The organism is Bacteroides sp. 44_46 (assembly GCF_001915465.1).
Classification (GTDB): Bacteria; Bacteroidota; Bacteroidia; order Bacteroidales; family Bacteroidaceae; genus Bacteroides; species Bacteroides clarus.
In genome coordinates, this window is the sequence record NZ_MNQO01000002.1 from 483,207 (window position 1) to 500,941 (window position 17,735).

General features: G+C 48.1%; 9 protein-coding genes. 1 reads left to right on the top strand and 8 read right to left on the bottom strand.

What is annotated here, in order from left to right; genetic code table 11:
* Positions 1 to 9: 9 nt before the first annotated feature.
* Positions 10 to 1,578, top strand: a complete 1,569-nt coding sequence (locus BHV73_RS03000) for a glycoside hydrolase family 28 protein (protein WP_087412758.1) — start codon at positions 10 to 12, stop codon at positions 1,576 to 1,578.
* A 443-nt stretch (positions 1,579 to 2,021) separates the two neighbouring features.
* On the opposite strand, the gene xyl3A is transcribed toward BHV73_RS03000, so the two are convergent.
* From xyl3A to BHV73_RS03040, 8 genes are all read right to left on the bottom strand, one after another.
* Positions 2,022 to 4,616, bottom strand: a complete 2,595-nt coding sequence (gene xyl3A, locus BHV73_RS03005) for a xylan 1,4-beta-xylosidase (protein ID WP_087412757.1) — start codon at positions 4,614 to 4,616, stop codon at positions 2,022 to 2,024.
* Between the two features lie 51 nt (positions 4,617 to 4,667).
* Positions 4,668 to 6,302 carry a glycoside hydrolase family 43 protein gene (locus tag BHV73_RS03010; RefSeq protein WP_087412852.1) on the bottom strand — a complete coding sequence of 545 codons (1,635 nt, stop codon included), beginning with the start codon at positions 6,300 to 6,302 and terminating at the stop codon, positions 4,668 to 4,670.
* A 134-nt stretch (positions 6,303 to 6,436) separates the two neighbouring features.
* Entirely contained in the window at positions 6,437 to 10,777 is a 4,341-nt protein-coding gene (locus tag BHV73_RS03015; RefSeq protein WP_286736368.1) for a hybrid sensor histidine kinase/response regulator transcription factor, read from the bottom strand.
* A 175-nt stretch (positions 10,778 to 10,952) separates the two neighbouring features.
* On the bottom strand, positions 10,953 to 13,148 hold the full coding sequence (locus tag BHV73_RS03020) for a tetratricopeptide repeat protein (RefSeq protein WP_286736370.1): 2,196 nt from the start codon (positions 13,146 to 13,148) through the stop codon (positions 10,953 to 10,955).
* Between the two features lie 77 nt (positions 13,149 to 13,225).
* A complete protein-coding gene (locus BHV73_RS03025) occupies positions 13,226 to 14,251 on the bottom strand; it encodes a porin (protein WP_009122393.1) in 1,026 nt (341 codons plus the stop codon).
* A gap of 73 nt (positions 14,252 to 14,324) precedes the next feature.
* On the bottom strand, positions 14,325 to 15,584 hold the full coding sequence (locus BHV73_RS03030; protein ID WP_087412755.1) for a phosphoglycerate kinase: 1,260 nt from the start codon (positions 15,582 to 15,584) through the stop codon (positions 14,325 to 14,327).
* An 88-nt stretch (positions 15,585 to 15,672) separates the two neighbouring features.
* A complete protein-coding gene (gene nth, locus BHV73_RS03035; protein ID WP_022218873.1) occupies positions 15,673 to 16,347 on the bottom strand; it encodes an endonuclease III in 675 nt (224 codons plus the stop codon).
* Entirely contained in the window at positions 16,344 to 17,540 is a 1,197-nt protein-coding gene (locus BHV73_RS03040; RefSeq protein ID WP_009122390.1) for an MFS transporter, read from the bottom strand. Before BHV73_RS03040 ends, nth begins: the two co-directional genes overlap by 4 nt.
* Positions 17,541 to 17,735: the final 195 nt, after the last annotated feature.

Genomic DNA, 17,735 nt, shown 5'->3' on the forward strand with positions numbered 1-17,735 from the left:
ATAACAAATATGAACAACTTACTGAAAATGACGGGCTTCGTGCCCGTCATCTTAGGGATGCTTTGCGTTTGCCAAAGTACCTCGACAGAACAACACAACGATACATATATTGAAGACCTCTACGAAGCTCTTCCCTTTGATATGCCCGTTGTACAACGTCCGTCCTTTCCCGACTATCAAGTGGATATTCGTGATTTCGGTGCAAAAGCGGACGGTGAGACACTGAACACCGAAGCCATCAACAATGCCATTAAGGCGGTAAGCGAGAAAGGCGGGGGAAAGGTGGTTATTCCCGAAGGCCTGTGGCTCACAGGCCCTGTCGTACTGCAGAACAATGTCAACCTGCATGTCGAAAAGAACGCCCTTGTGCTTTTCAGCGGTGATGCCGATTTATATCCGTTGGTGCGTACCTCGTTCGAGGGTTTGGATATGCTTCGTTGCCAGTCGCCTATTTCGGCGATGAATGCGGAGAACATAGCCATTACAGGCTATGGAGTACTCGACGGTTCGGGCGATAGCTGGCGACCGGTGAAACGTAATAAAATGACCGACGGTCAGTGGAAATCCTTGCTCAAGTCGGGTGGAGTGGTAGATGAGTCCGGTAAGGTATGGTATCCTAATGAAGGGGCTCTGAAAGCTTCTATACTGACCGGAAGCAAAGAAAAAAGAGAAATATCGAATAGTGAGTGGGAAGGTATGAAGCGTTGGTTGCGCCCTGTACTGCTTAGTATTGTCAGAAGCAAACGAGTGTTGCTGGAAGGCGTTACGTTCCGCAATTCACCGAGCTGGTGCTTGCATCCGCTCTCTTGCGAAGACCTGACTTTGAACGGTGTCAAAGTATTCAATCCCTGGTACTCGCAGAATGGTGATGCGCTCGATGTGGAGTCATGTAAGAATGTAGTGGTGACAAACAGCCTGTTCGACGCAGGTGACGATGCTATCTGTATAAAGTCGGGTAAGGATGCCGACGGCCGTCGCCGCGGAGAACCTTGCGAGAATGTGCTGGTAAAGAACAACACAGTGCTGCATGGACACGGCGGGTTCGTAGTAGGCAGTGAAATGTCCGGCGGTGTCAGGAATGTATATGTGGCAGACTGTACATTCATCGGTACGGACGTGGGATTGCGCTTTAAGAGTACGCGCGGCCGTGGCGGAGTAGTGGAAAACGTCTATGTGGATAATATCAATATGATAAACATTCCGGGCGATGCCCTGATAGCCGACCTGTACTATGCCGTGAAAGATGCTCCCGGCGCTCCTGTGCCCGCAGTAACCGAGGAAACTCCTTCTTTCAAGAATATCCATATCTCCAATATTTCCTGCAAAGGCGCAGGACGTGCCATGTTCCTGAACGGACTGCCGGAAATGCCTATCGAGAACTTTTCCGTCAGAAACATGCGGATAACCGACGCGCAGAAAGGAGCTTTCATCAATAAGGTGGCCGGCGTCACTTTGGAAAATATCGAGATAGAAACCGCCGACAATACTTATCTGCAAGTGGAAAACACCACGAATATTACCATCGACGGTAAAGAGTATGATAAGATATCGGAAAAGAGATTGTTGACACAGAATTAAACTTGTCCGTATTTCTTTGATTGATTAATATTTCTACGCAGTAAGGGGATAAACCGAACTTCAGCGTTCCGCGGTTGGTTTATCCCCTATTTATTTAGGCTTTCCTGTACATTCCCTGATACATTCCGTCCTTGCATACGGTACTGATAAGTTTTCTCCCTGATATTACCGGAAATACCAACGGTTGAAACTTCAAGTACCAACCGTTGGTATTCGAAGTACCTGCCTTTGGTAGCAGGTGTACCAACCGTTGGTATCTGAAGTTTCAACCGTTGGTACCAAGTGTACCATGTGCCGGTACTTTCTGTACCACGTGCCGGCACTTTCGTTGCTACATGGAGAAGCCGGGAGTCTCTTTGGATAAGACTTCCGGCTTCTTATATGGGAACCACCGATGGCAGGCGGTATGGCTGTATTGATTTATAAGCCTTACGGCCGTCCTTTTATAGCAGTTTCAGCGTTTTCTTCTGTAAATCGCAGTCTTTGGAACTTCCACCTACCATCACATCGAATGTATTGGGCATGGTACGCATCGTATTGGTGGCGCTGTCCCACCATTCCAATTGTTTGGGCGTTAACTCCAATTCGACTTTCACGGTCTTTCCTGCGGGGATATACACGCGTTTAAAGGCGCGTAAAGTCTTGACAGGCCCGTCTGCTTCGCCTTGCTTTTTGAGGTACACCTGCACTACTTCTTCGCCGTTGCGGCTGCCTGTGTTGGTCACCGGTACGGTGATTTTTACGGTTTCACCTGTTTGGGCGGATGATTTCAGTTGTATTTTGCCGTATTTGAACGTCGTATAACTCAAACCGTAGCCGAAGGGGAAGAGCGGTTCGCCGTTAAAGAAACGATAGGTGTGTCCTGCCATATTATAATCCTCGAAGTCCGGTAACTGGGCAAGATTGCGGTAGAATGTTGCCGGCAGCCGTCCTGCGGGGTTGTAATCGCCGAACAGCACTTCAGCAACGGCTTTACCGCCCGATTGTCCCGGATACCATGCTTGCAGTATGGCCTGGCAGTATTCCGTTTCCGGCTCCATGGCAATGGGCGAGCCCGAACAGTTGACGAAAATCACTTTCTTTCCCGCGTCATGAAGCGCCTTAATCATTTCCCGCTGAACGGCAGGCAGCTCGATGTCCGTACGGTCGCCACCTCTGAAGCCGGGCAGCTTCACACCCATTTCCTCGCCTTCCAGTTGAGGGGAGATGCCGCCTGCAAAGATTACGACGTCGGCGTCTTTCACCTTTGCTACCGAACGCTGTATGTCCGCTTCTTCTTTAAAGCCCAAATCGAAGTTGAGCTGGGCATCGCTGGAGAAGTATTGGAATTTGATTTCGATATCATACGATTTTCCGGCATCCACGTGCATTCCGTAGGCGCGCGGACGGCTGCCGTGTTTGTTTGTGAAGCTGCCTATCTCTTTGCCGTCCACCAGCAGTTTGACGGAACCGTAGCAATAGAAGTCGAAGACTACTTCTCCCGTCTCCTGAGGGGTGAATACGCTTTGATACGTGGCGGAGAAGTCGGTCAGGTTTACGCCCGGAGCGAAAACAGTGGCTCCGGAAGTACAGAGACGGAACGGGGTAGTCAGTCGGGAAGTGGCTGCGGGTGCGCCTTTAAACTCTGTGTTGTTCCAGTAGCGGGCGCTGAAACCGGCGCCTTCCTTGGATTTACATTGGTTGAATACGCTGCGTATCAGTGTGCGTTCCACCCATGAACATCCTTGTTCGTAGATGAGTTTGTCATCCTTGCCCATGGCCGAGCGGATACCGTCCAAAATGGTTATGGTACGTTTGGGGAGACCGTTGTAATTGCCCCACTGCATTACCGAGTCATTGGCATTAGGCCCCATTACCGCGATAGTCGTTCCGCCTCGTTCGAGGGGCAGTGTATTGTTCTTGTTCAGGAGCAGTGTCATGGATTTGCGTGCCATGTCCAGCGATAACGAGTCGTGCTTGTCGGAACAAACGACCGAGTAGGGTATCTGCGCCCATTTCACCTGGTCCGGCTCGTCCATCTCGCCTAATTCAAAACGTGCTTGCAGAAGTCGCTTTACGGAACGGTCGATATCCGCTTCATCGATGAAGCCTTTCTTTACTCCTTCCGTCAGCGAACGGTAATTGGAACCGCACTCCAGGTCTGTTCCGCTCAAGACGGCGGCGGAAGAGGCGGATGCTGCATCGGCATGGGTCTTGTGTCCTTTGTCGTTGTGGAAGTCGCTGATGGCGCTGCAATCCGATACGACGATGCCGTCGTAACCCCATTCCCGGCGGAGTATATGGTTCAGCAGCCGGTTACTGCCGCAACACGGTTCACCCTCAAAGCGGTTGTAGGCACACATCACTTCTTTTACTTTTCCTTCTTTTACCAAGGCTTCAAAAGGCGGGAGATAGGTTTCATACAGGTCGCGCGGACTGATGTTCTCCGCATTGAAACTGTGGCGGTTCCATTCGGGGCCGGAATGTACGGCAAAATGCTTGGCGCAAGCGTGTACTTTGTCATACTTCTCGTTTTCGTCCAGGCATTGCAGGCCTTTCACGACGCTGACACCCATTACGCTTGCCAGATACGGGTCTTCTCCATAGGTTTCTATGCCGCGTCCCCAGCGAGGGTCACGATAGATATTGACGGTGGGAGTCCAGATTGTCAATCCCTGATAGCGCTTGTAGCTTCCTTCCGCGGAATATGCGGCATTCTTGGCGCGGGCTTCATCGGATACGGCGACGAAAGCGGTGTGCAGGGCTTCGGGAGAGAATGAAGCCGCCATGCCGATGGGTTGCGGAAATACGGTTGCCCAACCGCTGCGGGCCACTCCGTGCAAGGCCTCGTTCCACCAGTTGTACGGCTTGATGCCCAGCCGCTCTACCGGCTTGGAATTATCCATCATTAAGGCGACTTTTTCTTCCAATGTAAGTTGCTTTACCAAATCTTCCGCACGCTCTGCCGGGCTGTAACTGTTGTCCTTGTAGATAGATTGTGCAAGGCTGCCGCTCGAAACGACGAGACAGGCGAGTAAGTATGTGATTCTGTTTCTCATAAGTTATAATAGGGATATTTGTTTCTTAAAATGATATTTTGATTAAGGTGACTATTTCTTTGTGATGCGGAACCAGTCGACATCAGCCCAGCCGCCGTCATTGGCGCGAATGGCGGGACGCGTGCAGAACATGCCTACTTTGGCGCCTATCCATTTACCCTCTCTGGCTTGAAACGTCTCTCCGAGCGGTCGGAACTTCTTGCCGTCGAGGCTGTAACTGAATTGGCAGAGTACAAGCAGGTCGTCTGTCTTTTTCACTTTCTCACCGTCGGCGCTGAACTTGACACGCAGATATACGGTGGGATTGTTCAGGGAAATACTGCCGTTTGCTTTTTCGGCTGTTCCTTTATCCGCTTTCCGGCAAGTGACTTGCGAAAGCATAAGGCCTTGCTCCGTATTTTCCATGATTAGTCCGGCATAGTCCATACCCATGACAACCAGCCCGGTACGCTCTCCCTTGTATTTGGGATTGGGGCTGAATGTCAGTTTCATGGTTGCCGTAAAATTGTCCGCCGGGGTTTTCTGCAACAGCAGATTGGGTACATCCCATAGGTTTTTGTAATCTTCCGTCACGGGATGCGAGTAAAGGCGTACCATGCTCCGGTCGCCGGCATAATAGGCCCATTTGTCGTTGATGTTGGCATGCCATTGCCATTGGGGGGAGAGGGTATATCCGTCGAACTCGTCGCTTTCCTGAGGAGTACAGGTCGGATATGTTCCGCCTACATCGGGCTTGCGGTAAGTCAGCACGGGTTCGCCGCATCCGTCATTGTCTCTATCCGTGCCTATTACGGGCCATCCGTCTATCCACTTCATAGGCTGCAAATGTACCACCCGTCCGTAGGCGCCTACATCCTGAAAGTGCATGAACCAGTCCTCACCGGTAGGAGTATCCACCCATCCGCCCTGGTGAGGCCCGTTGACAGGGGTGTTGCCTTGTGCAAGCACGGTGCGGCTTTCGTAAGGGCCGTAAATGTTCTTGGAGCGAAGCACCACCTGCCAGCCGGTTGCTACTCCTCCGGCAGGGAGGAATATGTAGTAATAGCCGTCTTTCTTGTAGAGTTTCGGACCTTCGCATGTCTGGTGGGCTTCGTGGCCGTCGAAAATGATACGTGACGGGCCGATTGCTTTCGTTGCGCCGGCATTCAGTTCGCATACGGAGATTACGCTTTTCAGCCCGGCGCGGCTGCCGGCGTATGCATGCGCCAGATATACTTTGCCGTCCTCATCCCAAAGCGGACACGTGTCGATAATGCCTTTAATCTCTTTCACCAGTACAGGTTCGCTCCACGGGCCTTCCGCTTTAGCGGATTTCACCATGAATATTCCTTGATCGGGATCTCCCCAGAATATGTAGAACTCACCGTTGTGATGCCGGATGCTGGGAGCCCATACGCGGTTACCGTGTTCCGGACGTTCGGGTGTTGTAACGGGAGGCAGCGCGGTAGGCACGGCGGCGCTGATGATAGACCAGTTTACGAGGTCTTTGGAGTGAAGAATCTGTAATCCCGGCAGACAGCCGAAGCTGGATGAAGTCAGGTAGAAGTCGTCGCCTGCACGACATACATCCGGATCGGAGTAGTCTGCAAAGAGAACGGGATTCTTGTAAGTTCCGTTTCCTTGGTCGGCAACCCATACCTCGGAGACATAGTTTGATTGTTGCGCCTGCACGCTTGCCGTTAACATACCGGAAAGGCAGACGATAATCCATTGCTTTTTCATCTTGACAGTTTTTTATGGTATTCTATATTAACGACTGCAATAGTAGGCACTTTCTTGTATTTTGACGGGTAATATCCGGTCGAAACGGAGTGATATTTTTATTTCTCTTTGTATTCCGTGGGCGTTACTCCCATTACTTTCTTAAAGCATTTGCTGAAATACTTCGGATCGCTGAATCCGGTCATGTAGGCTATTTGCGAGAAGTTGTATTCTCCGCTGTCTATTAACTGGACGGCACGCTTAATGCGGATTTCACGTATGAAATCCACGGGGGTAAGACCGATTATGGATTTCAGTTTCCGGTAGAATATGGTACGGCTCAGCATTAAATGCTCGGCAAAGGCGTCGATGGTCAGTTCGCTGTTGTCCATTTGCGTTTCCATGAACTCCATTACTTTCTGCATGAACTTCTCGTCGTACGGAGTAATCTGAGGTTGCGACGGGGTGAGACCGGAAGATATGCAGGCGTTTTTGCTGTCGGTTAATTGTGCCATATACATTTCCTGTAATGATTTGCGTTGGCGAAGCAATGTTATGATACGGGTTTTCAGATAGGTGGCGCTGAAAGGCTTGGTGATGTAATCGTCTATACCCTGCTCCAATCCGGCGATGCGATCGTCGAGTGAGGCTTTTGCTGATAATATGATGATGGGAATATGGCAGATGGCGCTGTTCTCCTTGATTTGTTTAACCATTTCCAGGCCGTCCATTACGGGCATCATGACATCGCTGATGATTAGGTCGGGGAGGTCGTCAATGGCATGTTGCAAACCTTCTTTTCCGTTGGCTGCGGTGATGACGGTGTAGTGTTCGGACAAGCTGTTCTTTAAGAATGTTCTCAATTCTTTGTTGTCTTCCACCACCAGTATGGAATGACATTCGGAAAGATTGCTGTCGAATTCTTCCTTGGTTTCCGTATCTTCCTGCCTTTTGGTTTCTTCATCTGTCGGGGCGGATGCGGTCTGGATGTCGTTCAATATGAATTCTACTTGCGCGTCTTCCTCAAAGACTTGCTTTCGTAACGGTAAAGTCACGGTGAAACGACTACCTATGCCGGGCTGACTGTCTACTTGAATCGTTCCGTGATGTATCTCTACCATCTCTTTCACTAAGGATAGGCCGATACCGGAAGACGGTTGAAGGATATTCTGCTTTACGAGCGTTTCAAAGCGTTGGAAAAGGGTACGCTGCATTTCGGCGGCGATTCCGATACCCTCGTCCGCCACCTCAATATCAATGGTTTCATTGTGGGGGAGCACTTTTATTGTAATGGCTTTGCCTTCCGGCGTATATTTGAATGCGTTGGAAAGCAGGTTGAAGAATATCTTCTCGAATTTGTCCCGGTCTACCCAACCGTAGACGGACTCGATTGGTGACTTCATTTGATAGTCTATGTTCTTTTCTTTGGCGATAAGACGGAAACTATCCATCACTTTTTGCAAGAGAGAAATCAAATCGGTCTCTTCTACCAATAGTTTCATCTTTTGATTCTGAATCTTGCGGAAGTCGAGTATCTGGTTCATAAGGCGGAGCATTCGTTCCGTGTTCCGGCGTACCAGGGTAAGGTGCTCGCGGGCAGTCGGAGAGAGGGGTTCATTCTCCAGAACTTCAGCTACCGGACTGCCTATCAGGGTCAGCGGGGTACGCAGTTCGTGAGATATATCGGTGAAAAAGCGCAGTTTGATATTGGCGAGTTGTTGTTCCATATCTACACGATGACGCAGGCGATAAATATAGAACAGCACGTATACAATAGTTGCGGTGAACAGGATGAACAGCAGACAATAGAGCAGCCATGCCCAGTATGTTTCCCAGAATGTGGGGAGTACATGGATGGAGAGTGTGCGGATATTATCTGTCCATACACCGTCACTGTTGGTCGACTTTATTTGTAAGCGGTATTTCCCTGCGGGCAGGTTGATGTAACTTGCGGAGCGGTTGTTATCCGCTTCGTTCCATTCATCCTCCAGTCCCTGCAAGCGGTAAGCGTAAAGTATGTTGTCGGGATTTACGTAGTCGAGCGCTGCAAACTGGAAAGTGACATTCCGTTGCGATGCCTTTAGCTCCAATTCTTTCAGGTTATTGATGGAATGGGAGGCCGGGTGTCCTTGTATTTTGAAACCGGTGAATACAATGGGAGGAACATAAGCGCTTTTCCGCATCTTTCCGGGAGTGATTTCCAGAAAGCCTTTGTCGGTTCCCAGCACGACTTGTTGCCGGGCGTTGATTACCGGAAGGGCTTCCGAGAAGTTAAACTGTTGCTGATAGGTGGAACCGAGCGTATAGTTCTCAAAGGTTTCTTTGGCGGTATCGAATTTGGACAAAGCTATCTCGGAAACAATCCATAATTGGGAGTATGTGTCTTCTATCATCGAAAGTGTCAGGTCGGAAGCCAGCCCGTTGCTTTTATCGTAGTTTTTGAAACGTATCTCTTCACTAAGCAGCCGGGTTGAAATAATTTTGCTGATGCCGCCTGTAAAGCTAACCACATACGTCGCTTTTTGCTTGTCTGTATAGATTTGCATAATGTCATTGGTGATGAGGCTGTTCTTGTCGCCCGGTTTGTGGCAGTTTCTATAAAATTTCACTTCTTCCGGCAATTCGAACTTATTGGAAAAGGTGAGCAGTCCGTCCGTGGTACCTACTAAGATTACTCCGCCGGATACTTCTGTGATGTTGCGTACTTTCATGCCATAATCCGTAGGGTAATTCTTCAGCTCATTATTACTGTGGATAAATATGGGGGAACCGTTGCTTCCGGGGGTGAACAGATTCAATCCGCCACCATAGCAACCTATCCAGATGCGGTTGCGGCTGTCTTGGAAAATCGAGTATATGCTGTTGTCGCTTATACTGTAAGGGTCCTCGGAACGATGCTTGAAGTGCGTAATGGAATATTGATTCAAGCTTTTTGGGGTGAGCAAGAAAAGGCCGGCTCCTTTGGTGCCCAGCCAGATATTCTTTTCCTTGTCTTCCATAATGGCGTATACTCCATTATGGAAGATTTGTTTTTCCTTGACAATGGTACCTTGGTTGGAAAGGTAACCTTCCAAGCTGCCATCGGGAGCATATATTTGAATATAACTCGCTTTGGATGCACTCCACAGACGATTGTGGCTGTCTCGCAGAAAAGCACGCGTCTCCGCTTCATAGTCGGTTTGATTAAATTGATAACTCTGCGGGAAAAAGCTTATCCGGTCTATCCCACGTGCTGTGGCCAGCCAGCAATTGCCCTGCGTATCGAGAGTATAAAAACGGACTAACGGGCTGAATATGGATTTCGGATTGTCGATATCTGTAAGCAAGGGCTTGAGCTTCTTTTCTTTTCGATCGTAGTAGGAGAGATTACCGCCGGTAGGCAATACCCATAAAATACCGGTTTTGTCCTCAAATATCAGTTTACGGCTGTTACGTCCGTGTTTGATAACCTCATTTTGAGGGGTGAACAGGTGTTCTTTTTCATTGCTGTCGAGGTGGAGACGGACAATACCCGGATTGCGGGGAAATACCCAAACGTCTTTTTGCCGGTCTTGATATATCTGCTCCACATAGTTGGAGGGTTGGGTGGAAGTACGGATATCAATTTGTCGGAACATATTGTCATGGGCGGAAAACAGTATCAAACCATTATCCGTACCTAATGCCAGCGTATCTGTTCCCAATGCGGCGATAGTGTTGATTCTGTTATGCGGACAAGGAATGTTTATAAACTTAAGTTTCTTTGTACGAAAGTTGTATTGAGCCAATTTGCCTTTATCGGCTACAAGGTAGATGTTTTCCTTGATTTGCGTGATATATTGGAATGGGAAGTCTGTATCTACGGCTTTACTTCCCACGATGGTAACGCCTTTGTTTGTTAATATCCATTCGTCTTCATCGGAGTCCTGGTAAACGGTGAATATATGTTCTCCTTTCAAATTCTGAGTGAATGTCGAATACAGGGTAATGCCTTCTCCTTTTTTACATAGCTGTTCGTCTGCTCTGTATGTATATCCGTTTTCACAAATAATCCAGGCTACTCCTTTTTTGAGCGATTGGATACGGACGACATGGTTGGAGTGTTTGGTGGCGTATTCAAGCGGCTGCAAGATATCGATGAACTTTTCCGTCTCTACATCAAACAGGCAGGCTTGCCCGTCGTATGTGGGACACCAGATGTCTCCGTACTTGCTTTCCATGATAGTACCCATACGGTTACTGCCGAATGCGTACCGGTCTTCTTGGGAAGTCTTATAAGTTTTAAATGTATAACCGTCATACTTGCTCAGCCCATTCCATGTACTGAACCAGATAAGTCCGTTTCGGTCTTGCAACATACCCATAACATTACCTTGGGCAAGACCGTCATTAACGGAAAAGTGTTTCACCTGACACACCGGTTGTGCAATGACGGAAACAGTCACAAGTAGTGAAAGGAGTAGGATGTAGAGTCGTTTCATGGTATTTACTTTAAAGCTAAAGCAAAAATAAGCAAATACCTTCAATTGAAAAATAAGAAGAAGTAATATGAATAGAAAATCCACCCTTTTGCCTATTTTTTACTCCGATAGGCGAGCTATGTACCTTCAATAATGAGTTTTAGTGAAGGTACATAGAGGATGCCATGTGTATTGGTCAAACCAAATCTCTTATTAGCGGTATGTCGTTCTCGTCGATACCCAGTTTGATAAGGGTTTCTTTATCTTTGTCGAACATATCAAGGAAAGTCTCCCGATTTCCGCTTTCCGAGGCGGCTTTCCCATATAATTCGGCGGCCTTTTCCATATTACCCAGTCGCAGCGCTACATGCCCCGCATTAAGATAATCTGTGGCAATAGGTTTTAAGGCGAGTACCTTTTCATAATATCTCATGGCCTGCTCGGATTTTCCGCTGACAAATGAGCACCAGCCTATGGCACGCCATGCTTTGATGCAATCGTTCTCCATGAGATCCAGCTTGAAGAAACATTGCAAGGCTTCTTCGTAACGCTCCTGTTCGGCGAGACAACTGCTGATGAAGAATGTAACGTTTCTGTTTTCGGGCTGCATTGCCTCTACCTTTCTGTAATATTCCAGCGCCGATGCAAAATCGCGTAATTGGCGATAACAAGTGGCAAGGTGGCGGATGGTCCATATATGATCGGGCTTCAGCACATCCGCTTTTCGGTAAGCGCTGATGGCCTCTTTGTAGCGTTTCTCCTTTTGCAGGCAATAACCGGTCTTTTGGAAAATATCTGCATCGGCATAATTCATATCTATTACTTCCTGATAGATGCCTAAAGCTTCTGCCGGATGCTCTTTGCGGAAATGAAAATCGGCTATGGTAACCAATAATTCCGGTTTGCGTAAAATATCTTTCAATGCAGGGATACGGTGCAACGCTATTTCCTCTTTGAAAATATCGCGGAATTCATGACGGCGCTGGCTGAGCTTGAAGAAACGGTATAAGTCATGAATATACTGGTTGCTGATAACATCCGGACGCTGTGCGTATTGTCTCAGGCCGGACGACTTGCTTTCGTCCATTAATTCGTTCAAGTCTTGCGATGTCATTTGGCTCAGCATCATATTACGTTGCGCCTGCGGGATATGCGCCATGGTGAAGCACAATGAGTACTTATCGCTATTGCAGAAAAAGCCTGATTGCAATATAAGCGATAGGATGGCATTGTCTCCTGTCGGTTTCAGCCCGAATTCCCGTATAATACCGGAGTGCTGCATATCGAACGGATAGAACCAGTTGTGCGGGTTTTGGAAGAACGGATAGCTCTTGAGCTGGGCGAATGTGCTCATATATACATCGGCGCCTTCCAGCTGCAGTTCGTTCATTTCACGTATCTTGTCACCCAAGCCGGATTCTTCGAATGCTTTTTCCCAATCCGGGTTACGGTCGTCTTCATCCATGTTTTCTTCGAAGCCGTACTTCATGTTACGCATGATACTTACGTTCTTCATCATCTCCGGGATGATTTCTTCACGCATCTTCTTGTCTATCTTCTCCGTCTCCTGACTGCGGAGCAGTTGGATGTAAACCCGGTTCAGTTGTTTGCCGAAGCTACCGTCTTCATTGAGAAGCGATAATCTGGCTTCCAGCTCGGGGTATAACCACAGGCGGTTGGGGTGTATGTGCAGTACAATGGCAATAATCACCAAAGCACGCTGGCTGACTTGTGTGTCGGCGTGTGTCGCAGCATCCAGCAGCCATGAGAACTTACGCGGGTCGAAACATTCCATTAAGCTGAGTAGGACAGCTCCCGTAAATAAGCACAAATCATTTACCGGCAGTAACTCGGATTCCAGATACATTCTGGCTTCCTGTTCCTCTTCCGCCGTCCAGCCGCTGTTTCCCCACGTAGTGAGAAACAGATATTGGGCAGTTTCTTCATGCCGTTGCAAAGCGCTGTCCAGACTTTGTTTATTGTCCGGCATAAGTTGGCAAACCGCCATATCGTCAGGAAAAGATTCCAGCACTTTAAGCCAGGAAGACATACCGTAGCCGGCTGCCATATTCCTTTTGTTCTTGTGCAGGGCATGGTAATAATGCGTAGAGACTTCATCGAGTAAGCTGATACGCGCTTGTTCGGCAAGTTCCCGGGTTTCTGCCAAAAGCTGCCGGTATAGTTTCTGCCGTTCCGGATCGTTTACGCCCTGGCGCATATACTGTAACATGTATTGGTAGGACACTTTGGCCTGTTCCAGACGGTTGCGAAGAGTCCAATCGTTACAGTTCCATAAAAAGGCCTCCAGTTGTATCTGCGCCTCTTTCAGACGTTTCTGTTCCAGTAAGCTGACTATATGTTGGTATTGCTCTTGTATGGCTTGCTCGTTCATAAGATTGTATTCATTAAGTGATTATACTCTACAAATGTACAAAAAGAATGCCAAAATGTTTGGTGAGGGTTAAAGAATCAGAAACGAACCTGCAACTGTGCTTGCAGCAGGTTGGAGCTTTCTCCCTTGTGAGGGTCGCAATAAGTATATTGCGCCTGCAAGCGGCATTTGGGATAGAACCACCATTGCACACCGGCTACATAGTTACTTTGTTTGTAATCCTGCGCTTTGTCTTTGTTGAAGTAGTCGTAAGATGCTATAACGTCGAACTTGGGAAACACGTGTACGGATGCGGTGGCATAGTATCCGTCGCTTTTTATATGCCCGTCCTTGCCGGCAAGATATTCGGTACGCAGGCTGACGGGTTTTGTCTGGATGGTAGCTCCTGCCGACCAACGGTTACGTACATAACTGTCGCCTGCAGCAATGTCCGGATTGACGGAAGATGCGGCTACTGCGCATCCCTTGCCCTTGATGAACGAACCGCCTACCGACAGCCAGTCGAGCGGGTGAACCATCAGGCTGCCTACTATGTCTTTGTGATTATTCTTGTCTTTCAGATTGATGCCTTGTCCGTTCATGACGGCAAGGTTATAACTAACCTTTTTCTTGAAAAGGTCACCGTAAATAAGGAGTCCCATATCACGGCCGCTATTCGAACCGTACAGGGGATCGCTGCCGTTGATACCTGCCAGATAGTTGACTGCCTGCGAATAACAGTTTATCAGTTCGACAAAACAGGGCGACATGGGATTCTCAATGGTGTACATCGTCTTGAATTGCCCGATACGGGCTGTGAGTTGGGGCAGAAACTGATATTCCGTATAGGCTTCCAGAATCTTTCCGGTGTTGGCGAAGCTGTACATGAAGTAGCACGACCATTTGTCGGTAATCTTACCGCGTGCCATGAATATAACCCGTTTGAGGTCGAAAGTATTGCTGGCTTTTTCGCCGGCATCATCATAGGTATATCCCACTTGGGCATAGCCTGCCAGACTGATACGTTCTTTTAGTGTATTCACTACATCATTCAGGCACGCATCCTGGGCTCTTAGTGTATATACGGAGAGAAGAAGAAAGCAGGATAGTAGAATTCGTTTCATGTGTCGGATATATAATTAAAAAAAAAGCAACCCTTTTTTCAAAGAGCTGCCTTTTGTATTAATGAGATTCTTTTTATTCGTTGATAGCAGCGATACCCGGAAGAACTTTTCCTTCGATTGCCTCGAGCAATGCACCGCCACCGGTAGAAACGTAAGAAACACCGTTTGCCAAACCGAACTTGTTAACGCAAGCTACGGAGTCGCCACCGCCTACGAGTGAGAATGCGCCGTTCTTGGTTGCTTCTACGATAGCTTCACCTACCGAACGTGAACCGTGAGTGAAGTTCTCAAATTCGAATACGCCTGTGGGACCGTTCCAAAGGATAGTCTTGGAGTTCTTGATAACTTCAGCGAAAATCTTTTCAGTTTCAGGACCTATATCCAGACCTTCCCAACCGTCAGGTATTTCGTTTACTTTGCAGAACTGAGTATTGGCGTCATTGGAGAATGAGTCGGCTATTTTGGCGTCTACAGCTAGTACGAGGTTCACACCTTTCTCTTTTGCCTTCTTCAACAACTCGAGAGCCAAATCCAGCTTATCGTCTTCACAGATGGAAAGACCGATTTTACCGCCTTGGGCTTTGGTGAAAGTATAAGTCATACCGCCGGTGATAATCAGGTTGTCTACCTTATTCAGCAGGTTTTCGATGATTTCGATTTTGGAAGATACTTTAGAACCACCCATGATAGCAGTAAACGGACGTTTGATGTCATTCAACACCTTGTCCACAGCTTTCACTTCTTTTTCCATCAGGTAGCCGAACATCTTGTTGTCTTTGTCGAAGTATTTAGCGATCAATGCCGTAGAAGCGTGTGCGCGGTGTGCGGTACCGAACGCGTCGTTTACATAGCAGTCGGCGTAAGAAGCCAATTTCTTGGTAAATTCTTTCTGGCTCTCCTTAACGGCAGCTTTGGCGGCTTTCTTTTCTTCGTCTGTCGCATCTTCAGCCAAACCGCGCGGTTTGCCTTCTTCTTCAGCATAGAAACGGAGGTTTTCGAGCAACAGCACTTCACCCGGTTGCAGAGCGGCAGCCTTAACAGCGGCTTCTTCGCCCATGCAGTCGTTAGCAAACTGTACTTCAACACCCAGCAGGTCTGACAAATGTTTCAGAATATGCTTCAAAGAGAACTTGTCAGTCGCGCCTTTCGGACGGCCGAGGTGAGAACCGATGATAATACTGCCGCCGTCAGCCAAAATCTTCTTCAATGTAGGAAGAGCGGCACGCATACGGGTATCGTCTGTAATGTTGAAGTTTTCGTCCAAGGGCACATTGAAGTCCACGCGAACGAATGCCTTTTTTCCGGCAAAGTTAAATTGGTCAATTGTCATAATACTCTATTTTTATTTAAAAGTGTTACTATTTTCTTTTTGTGACGGCAAAGTTAGTATTTATTTCTTTTTTGCGCTATGAAATCATTATTTATTCTTCCCCTTCATTGCTCTCTTTGCTAACTTTATACTTCCGGCAGTAATATTTGCACATCAATTGCAAACCGCAGTTGTCACATTGAGGGGTACGCGCCTGACATACATACCGTCCATGCAGGATGAGCCAATGGTGGGCAATGGGAATCTCCGCTTCCGGAATATGCTTGACCAGCTCTTTCTCTACGCTGAACGGGGTGGTACATTTGTCGGACACTAATCCTAAACGGTGGCTGACACGGAATACATGGGTGTCTACCGCCATGGCGGCTTTGTTGAACACAACCGACTGGATTACATTGGCCGTTTTACGTCCCACGCCGGGCAGCTTTACGAGCTCTTCCAGCGTATCGGGTACTTGGCTGTCAAAGTCTTTCACCAGCATCTTGGCCATGCCCACAAGATGCTTGGCCTTATTGTTGGGATAAGATACGCTGCGTATGTATTCGTATACCACTTCCGGGGTGGTGGCGGCAAGAGCTTCGGGAGTAGGAAAGTCCCGGTATAGTGGGGGAGTTATCATGTTTACCCGTTTGTCCGTGCATTGGGCGGAAAGGATTACCGCAATCAATAGCTCATACGGATTGTCGTAATGCAACTCGGTTTCCGCTACGGGGCGGTTTTCCCTGAACCAGGCGAGTATTTTTTCGTAACGTTCTTTTTTTCTCATCGTAATTTGTTTTTATGATAATGAGGGGTAACCTTGCCATTGAAGTAAAGCATGGAGATTATCGTCAGGCAGGCTCCGAAAAGATAAGCCTTGTCGAAAGTGCTGACCTCGGCGATATATCCGCCTGTCAGCATACCGATACCTATTCCTACATCCCATGAGGTCAGGTAGGTGGAAGTTGCCGTACCTCGCTGGTTGTTGGGGGCCAGATTCACGAACAGCGTATTGTAAGCCGGAAACATGATGCCGAAACCAACTCCGAGCAGTAATGCTACGGCAAAGAAGATGATGCCGCATGCCATGCTGTTCCAATTGATAATGTAGACGCAAGCCGAGAGCAGGAAGAAACTGAACACTACAATGTATAGTCCTGCCGAGATTACTTGCGTTATCTTTCCCTTGTCCACAATCTTACCGGAAAAGATGCGGGAGATGGCCATGCCCACCGCCATGAAAGTAAAGAAAAAGCCGGTGGTTGCATTAATGCCGATTTCTTTGGCATACATGGCCACGTAGTTGGTGGTCATCCCGTAAGGAATGGATAATAGAAGCAGGCTGATACCCGCCGGAATGCCTTTCAGCAGGATAAAACGGTCGAGCGAAATCGGCTCGCGCTTGACAGGCGGTTTGTATGGTGTCTTCACCAATGAGGCGCAGATAAATCCGGCAATGCAGGAACCCAGCGAGCAACAGAAAATGGTAGTATAGCTCATGCCCGCATCGTGCAGAAACAAGCCGGACATCGGCCCCACCGCCATGGCTATATTGTTGGAAAGCCCGTAATATCCGAGCCCTTCTCCGCGCCTTGATGAGGGCATGATATCGATGACTACCGTATTTCCGCCTACAGTCACCATACCGAATGATACGCCGTGTATGATACGGAACAGAATGAACAGTACCAGTGAACCGGCTATGATATATCCGGCAAACATTGTCATAAAGATGAAGTAAGCCAACAGATACAGCGGTTTACGGGCAAAGCTGTCCAAAAAATAGCCGGAGAACGGACGGATGCACAAAGCGGCTACCGTATAGCAGGAGAGGATGATACCGATGGTAGAGTTTCCCGCATTGAATATCTCGGATAGATAGAATGGCAATACGGGTATCAATAGCCAAAAGCCGAAGTACAGCAGAAAGTTGGCTGCGAGAATAAAGCAATAGCCGGGAGTTACGAGCCTATCTTTCATTGGGTGGAGATTTAATAAGATTGATAATAGGGCTATCCTTTTAGGCACGGATTACACGGCTTTCACGGTTTCCTTTGATTAAATCCGTGTTTTCCGTGTAATCCGTGCCTGATATTAAAGAAATCAATAAGTAAGCGAGTTCAGTTCGGACACATCCCAACCTTATGCTTAATATAGAAATATAAGAGTGTTCTA